This window comes from Streptomyces spongiae, from assembly GCF_009377185.1.
Taxonomy (GTDB): Bacteria; Actinomycetota; Actinomycetes; order Streptomycetales; family Streptomycetaceae; genus Streptomyces; species Streptomyces spongiae.
In genome coordinates this window covers 1-6,168 of the sequence record NZ_VJZC01000588.1, presented here as the reverse complement: position 1 = coordinate 6,168, position 6,168 = coordinate 1, and the positions used below count along the sequence as shown (strand labels likewise).

6 protein-coding genes are annotated in these 6,168 nt (G+C 72.0%); 2 read left to right on the top strand and 4 right to left on the bottom strand.

What is annotated here, in order from left to right; genetic code table 11:
- Nucleotides 1-27: 27 nt before the first annotated feature.
- The 4 genes from FNH08_RS42200 to hrcA form a co-directional block, all read right to left on the bottom strand.
- Nucleotides 28-768 carry a 16S rRNA (uracil(1498)-N(3))-methyltransferase gene (locus FNH08_RS42200; protein ID WP_322726338.1) on the bottom strand — a complete coding sequence of 247 codons (741 nt, stop codon included), beginning with the start codon at nucleotides 766-768 and terminating at the stop codon, nucleotides 28-30.
- Nucleotides 765-1,859, bottom strand: a complete 1,095-nt coding sequence (locus FNH08_RS42195) for a nitronate monooxygenase (protein WP_152776806.1) — start codon at nucleotides 1,857-1,859, stop codon at nucleotides 765-767. The genes FNH08_RS42200 and FNH08_RS42195 overlap by 4 nt, the downstream gene beginning before the upstream one ends.
- Before the next feature lie 249 nt (nucleotides 1,860-2,108).
- The gene (dnaJ, locus tag FNH08_RS42190) at nucleotides 2,109-3,245 is read right to left on the bottom strand and encodes a molecular chaperone DnaJ (protein WP_322726337.1); all 1,137 of its coding nucleotides are present in this window, start codon (nucleotides 3,243-3,245) and stop codon (nucleotides 2,109-2,111) included.
- A complete protein-coding gene (gene hrcA, locus FNH08_RS42185) occupies nucleotides 3,246-4,262 on the bottom strand; it encodes a heat-inducible transcriptional repressor HrcA (RefSeq protein ID WP_152776805.1) in 1,017 nt (338 codons plus the stop codon).
- A 268-nt stretch (nucleotides 4,263-4,530) separates the two neighbouring features.
- On the opposite strand from hrcA, the gene FNH08_RS42180 reads away from it, so the two are divergent.
- Nucleotides 4,531-5,274, top strand: coding sequence for an MBL fold metallo-hydrolase (locus FNH08_RS42180; protein WP_152776804.1), 744 nt, complete (start codon nucleotides 4,531-4,533; stop codon nucleotides 5,272-5,274).
- A gap of 34 nt (nucleotides 5,275-5,308) precedes the next feature.
- Nucleotides 5,309-6,118 (top strand): DUF3097 domain-containing protein, encoded by an 810-nt coding sequence (locus tag FNH08_RS42175; protein WP_152776803.1) that lies wholly within the window; start codon nucleotides 5,309-5,311, stop codon nucleotides 6,116-6,118.
- The last annotated feature ends 50 nt before the right edge of the window (nucleotides 6,119-6,168 follow it).

Here is a 6,168-nt window from a genome sequence, read left to right as displayed (position 1 = left end):
GGGGCGGCGGGGGCGAGAAAAACCCCCTCAGGCCCACCGGCCCGTCCGCGCCAACAACACCGCCACCGCCGCCGTACCAGCCGTCGACGTCCGCAGCACACTCCGACCGAGACGATACGGCCGAGCCCCCGCCTCCTCGAACAACGCCAACTCCTCCGGCGACACCCCGCCTTCGGGCCCCACCACCAGCACGATCTCCCCGCCGGCCGGAAGACCGACGCTCGCCAGCGGTTCGGAACCGGACTCGTGCAGCACCCCCGCGAAGTCAGCCGCACCCAGCAGCGCGGCGACCTGCTTCGTCGTCGCCGCCTCCGCGACCTCAGGAAAACGGACCCGCCGCGACTGCTTGCCCGCCTCCCGCGCGGTGGACCGCCACTTGGCCAGCGCCTTCAGCCCCCGCTCGCCCTTCCACTGCGTGATGCAGCGCGAGGCGGCCCAGGGCACGATCACGTCCACCCCGGTCTCGGTCATCGTCTCGACGGCCAGCTCTCCCCGGTCCCCCTTGGGCAGGGCCTGGACGACCGTGATGCGGGGCGACTCGGGCGGCTCCTCCCGCACGGGCCGCAGATCCGTGACCACCAGCCGGTCCTTGCCCTCGGCCGCCTTCACCACGCCGTCCGTCCACCGCCCGCGCCCGTCCGTGAGGACCACGTCCTCGCCGGGCCGCAGCCGCTTCACGGACACCGCGTGCCGCCCCTCGGGACCGTCGAGGACGAGCTCCGCCCCCACCCCGTCCAGTCGGTCCACCACGAACACCGGCGCGGTCACCGGGCGCCGCCTTCCGCCGACCCGTCGGGGACCCCGGACAGCGCGGCCCGCGCGGAGGCCAGCTCCGTCGCCAGCAGTTCCACCAGCTGCCCCGCCGGCAGCTCCCGCGCCAGCCGGTGACCCTGCCCGGCCCACAGCGCCATGCCCTGCGGGTCGCCCGCCTTGGCCGCCGCCTTGCGCAGACCGGAGGTGAGGTGGTGGACCTGGGGGTACGCGACGGGGGCGTACGGGCCGTGCTCGCGCATGAAACGGTTGACGAGGCCGCGGGCCGGGCGGCCGGAGAACGCGCGTGTCAGTTCCGTACGGACGAACAGCGGGTTCGTCAGCGCCTGCTTGTGCAGCGCGTTGGCGCCGGACTCCGGCGTCACGAGGAACGCCGTGCCGAGCTGCGCGGCACACGCCCCGGCGGCGAGGACCGCGGCGATCTGGCTGCCCCGCATGATGCCGCCGGCCGCGACGATCGGAAGCGAGACGGCCTCGCGGACCTGGGCGACGAGGGAGAGCAGGCCGATGCCGGAGCAGTCCCGCTCGGGGTCGTCGCGGTGGGTGCCCTGGTGTCCGCCCGCCTCCACGCCCTGCACGATCACGGCGTCGGCCCCGGCGCGCTCCACGGCCACCGCCTCGTCGGCCCTGGTCACGGTGACGAGGGTCAGGGTGCCCTTGGCGGCGAGGGACTGGAGCACCTCGGGGGTGGGGCAGCCGAAGTGGAAGGAGACCACGGGGACCGGGTTGTCGAGGAGGACGGCGAGCTTCGCGTCGTAGCCGTCGTCGCGCCCGCTGTCGGGGTCGCCCAGCGCGGTGTCGTACCAGGCGGCCTCACCGGCGAGCTGGTTGGCGTACACCTCGACGGCGGCCGGGTCGGCATACTCCGGCTGCGGCATGAAGAGGTTCACGCCGAAGGGGCGGCCGGTGAGCCCGCGCAGCTGTTTGATCTCCTGGTACATGCCGTCGGCCGTCTTGTACCCGCCCGCGAGGAAGCCGAGCCCACCGGCCTCGGACACGGCGGCGGCGAGCTGCGGCACGGAGACGCCGCCCGCCATGGGGGCCTGCACGATCGGCCTGGGGAAGAGATCGGTCAGTGCGGAGGACATGACCGCATGTTGCCACGTCCTCCCCACAGGGTCCGAATCCGGCCTTCCGTCCGGCACATGCCAGAGGTATGGGCACGTGTCAGGGCGGGCGGAGGGAATCGTTCACCGGCGAATTCAAGCCACCCGGCATATCGGCCGACGGCGCCCGAATGTCTCCACCCGGTACATCGGCCGGCAGAGCCCGAAGATCTCCGCCCGGGCGCGGAAACAGGTTCCGCGCCCGTCCGCGTCAGCGGTCACCGACCACGGTCAGCGTCCGTTGAACGCGTCCTTCAGGCGTGAGAACAGCCCCTGCTGTCCCGGCTGGAACTGACCCGTCGGCCGCTCCTCGCCGCGCAGCTTCGCCAGCTCGCGCAGCAGGCGCTCCTGCTCGGGGTCGAGCTTCGTCGGGGTCGTGACCTCGACGTGCACGATGAGGTCGCCCCGGCCGCCGCCCCGAAGGTGGGTGACACCACGGCCGTGCAGGGGGATCGACTGGCCCGACTGCGTGCCCGGGCGGATGTCGACCTCCTCCAGGCCGTCGAGCGTCTCCAGCGGGACCTTGGTGCCGAGGCACGCCGCCGTCATGGGGATGGTGACCGTGCAGTGCAGGTCGTCGCCGCGCCGCTGGAACGTCGGGTGCGGCAGCTCGTGGATCTCGACGTACAGGTCACCGGCGGGGCCGCCGCCGGGGCCGACCTCGCCCTCGCCCGCGAGCTGGATCCGCGTGCCGTTGTCCACACCGGCCGGGATCTTCACCGTGAGCGTGCGGCGGGACCGTACGCGGCCGTCGCCCGCGCACTCCGGGCACGGGTTCGGGACGACCGTGCCGAAGCCCTGGCACTGCGGGCAGGGGCGGGACGTCATGACCTGGCCCAGGAAGGACCGGGTGACCTGGGACACCTCGCCACGGCCGCGGCACATGTCACACGTCTGGGCGGACGTGCCCGGGGCCGCGCCCTCGCCACTGCAGGTGGTGCAGACGACGGCCGTGTCGACCTGGATGTCCTTCGTCGTGCCGAAGGCCGCCTCGTCGAGCTCGACCTCCAGCCGGATCATGGCGTCCTGGCCCCGGCGGGTGCGCGACCGCGGGCCGCGCTGGGACGCCGTACCGAAGAAGGCGTCCATGATGTCCGAGAAGTTCCCGAACCCGCCGGCGCCGAAGCCGCCCGCACCGCCGCCGCCCGCCTGGGACAGCGGGTCACCGCCGAGGTCGTAGACCTGCTTCTTCTGCGGGTCCGACAACACCTCGTACGCGGCGTTGATCTCCTTGAAGCGCTCCTGCGTCTTCGGATCGGGATTGACGTCCGGGTGCAGCTCGCGCGCGAGCCTCCGGAACGCCTTCTTGATCTCGTCCTGGGACGCGTCGCGGCGCACGCCTAGTACGGCGTAGTAGTCCGTGGCCACTTACGACTCCGCCAGGATCTGTCCGACGTAACGTGCCACCGCTCGTACTGCTCCCATCGTTCCCGGATAGTCCATGCGGGTCGGTCCGACCACGCCGAGTTTTGCTACTGCCTCGCCGCCCGAACCGTAGCCCACCGAGACCACGGACGTGGAGTTGAGTCCCTCATGTGCGTTCTCGTGGCCGATACGCACGGTCATGCCCGAATCCTTCGCCTCGCCCAGCAACTTGAGGAGCACGACCTGCTCCTCCAGCGCTTCGAGCACCGGCCGGATCGTGAGAGGGAAGTCATGTCCGAAGCGGGTCAGATTGGCGGTGCCGCCGATCATCAACCGCTCCTCGTTCTCCTCGACGAGTGTCTCCAGGAGGGCGGAGAGCACGGTGGAGACGTTGCCGCGGTCCTCGACGTCGAAGGCCTCCGGCAGGTCCTCGACGAGTCGCGGCACGTCCGCGAAACGGCGGCCCGCCACACGGCTGTTCAGCCGCGCGCGGAGATCCGCCAGTGATGTCTCCCCGAACGGGGCGTGGCAGTCGATCATCCGCTGCTCCACCCGGCCCGTGTCCGTGATCAGTACCAGCATCACGCGCGCGGGCGCCAGCGACAGCAGTTCCACGTGCCGCACCGTGGACCGCGTGAGCGACGGGTACTGCACGACCGCGACCTGCCGTGTGAGCTGCGCCAGCAACCGTACGGTCCGGCCGACCACGTCGTCCAGGTCGACCGCGCCCTCCAGGAAGTTGTGGATGGCGCGCCGCTCCGGGGCGGTCATCGGCTTCACCGCGGCGAGTTTGTCGACGAAGAGGCGGTAGCCCTTGTCGGTGGGGATGCGCCCGGCGCTGGTGTGCGGCTGGGCGATGTACCCCTCCTCCTCGAGAGCCGCCATGTCGTTGCGGACGGTGGCCGGCGAGACCCCGAGCCTGTGCCGCTCGGTGAGCGCCTTGGAACCCACCGGTTCCTCGGTGCCGACGTAGTCCTGGACGATGGCGCGCAGCACTTCCAGCCTGCGTTCGCTGAGCATCGCGCACACCTCCAGAACATCGTCCCTGCGCGTTCCCGCGCGTCCTTGCGGCTCCCCCTTGGCACTCACCGCAGGCGAGTGCCAGCATTCCCACCAGTGTACGGCGGTGAGGTACGACCCCGGCAAGGGCGGCCACGCCTCGTGGTGCCGACGTGTACCGACGTGTCCCGCGATGTCGTACTGGCGAGTACACACGGGAGCGCGGACACATCGTCGACACGGGGAGAGGCCGTCGTGCCGACGTGGGGCATGGAGCTAGCGTCGGCGTATGACGGTGACTTGGGAAGAGGCCGGGTGGGAGGAACTGGCCCCGCATGTGGGGCGCCGCCGCCTCCCTGTCTGGGACTGCACGGCCGGGCTGGTCGTCACGGACGGCTCCGCTCTCATGATCGACGCGGGGTCGAGCCTGCGGGAGGGCGCGCGGTTGCGCGCCGAGGCGCGGGGGCTGCTGGGCGACGACCGCCGTGTGACACATCTCGCGCTCACGCACCCGCACTTCGACCACGTCTTCGGGGCGGCGTCCTTCGCGGGGGTGGAGGTGTTCGGCGCGGTGGGCGTGGACATGGTCCTCACCGGCTCACGCTCGCGTGAGGAGCTGCGCACGGACGCCGTGCGCCACGGTCTGGACGCCCAGGAGGCGGCCGAGGCCGTGGACCACCTCGTCCGTCCCCAGCACCATGTCTCCGGGGAGTGGACCCTGGACATGGGCGGCGGCGCGCAGGTGCTCCTGGCGAACGTCGGCCCGGGCCACACGGCCCACGACCTCGTCGTCCTGGTCCCTTCCTCGCCCTCCTCCCCCGAGGTGGTCTTCTGCGGCGATCTGGTCGAGGAGTCGGGCGAGCCCCAGGCGGGCCCGGACGCCGTCCCCGCGCACTGGCCGGAGGCGCTGGACCGGCTGCTGGCGCTGGGCGGCGAGGACGCGGTGTACGTGCCGGGGCACGGGGCGGTGGTGGACGCGGCGTTCGTACGGGCGCAGAGGGACGCGCTGGCGCGCCGTTTCGGCGTGTCGTGACCACTGTTCGGCTGGTTCTCGTATCGTCATCCGAATGCGCCAGTACTCGCCGGACCTGACTCCGCCGTGGAAGAAGTCCAAGCCCGTCCCGGAGGTCCCGGCGGAGCCCGGGCTGGTGGTCGAGGAGCCCGTCAGCGGCTTCTGCGGGGCGGTGATCCGCTGCGAGGCGGGCACGGTGACCCTGGAGGACCGCTTCGGCAAGCACCGGGTGTTCCCCTTGGAGCCGCGCGGCTTCCTGCTGGAGGGCCGGGTGGTGACGCTCGTCCGCCCGTCGTCGTCCGCTCCGGTGCGCCCCGCCCGTACGGCCTCCGGCTCGGTCGCCGTCCCCGGGGCACGCGCGCGGGTGGCCCGTGCGGGGCGCATCTACGTGGAGGGCCGCCACGACGCGGAGCTCGTCGAGAAGGTGTGGGGCGACGACCTGCGTATCGAGGGCGTGGTCGTCGAGTACCTGGAGGGCGTGGACGATCTGCCGTCGATCGTCGCGGACTTCGCTCCTGGCCCGGACGCGCGTCTGGGTGTGCTGGTGGACCACCTGGTGCCGGGCAGCAAGGAGTCGCGTATCGCGGAGTCGGTGACGAGTGAGCACGCGCTGGTGGTGGGCCATCCGTACATCGACATCTGGGAGGCGGTGAAGCCGGCTGCTCTGGGGATCGAGGGGTGGCCGGTGGTGCCCCGCGGTCAGGACTGGAAGACGGGGGTGTGCCGGGCGCTGGGGTGGCGCGTGGCGAACACGGGGGAGGCGTGGCAGCGGATTCTCGGCTCGGTGCGCTCGTACAAGGACCTGGAGCCCGAGTTGCTGGGCCGCGTGGAGGAACTGATCGACTTCGTCACGGCCCCGGCCTGACACGGCGATTCTCTCGCCCCCGCCGCCCCTACCCGTCCCATCCCCGGGGC

Excerpts from the sequence above, each read along its gene's own strand:
- FNH08_RS42195 (WP_152776806.1), bottom strand. The coding sequence starts at position 1,859 with ATGTCCTCCGCACTGACCGATCTCTTCCCCAGGCCGATCGTGCAGGCC.
- FNH08_RS42180 (WP_152776804.1), top strand. The coding sequence starts at position 4,531 with ATGACGGTGACTTGGGAAGAGGCCGGGTGGGAGGAACTGGCCCCGCAT.
- FNH08_RS42175 (WP_152776803.1), top strand. The coding sequence starts at position 5,309 with ATGCGCCAGTACTCGCCGGACCTGACTCCGCCGTGGAAGAAGTCCAAG.
- hrcA (WP_152776805.1), bottom strand. The coding sequence starts at position 4,262 with ATGCTCAGCGAACGCAGGCTGGAAGTGCTGCGCGCCATCGTCCAGGAC.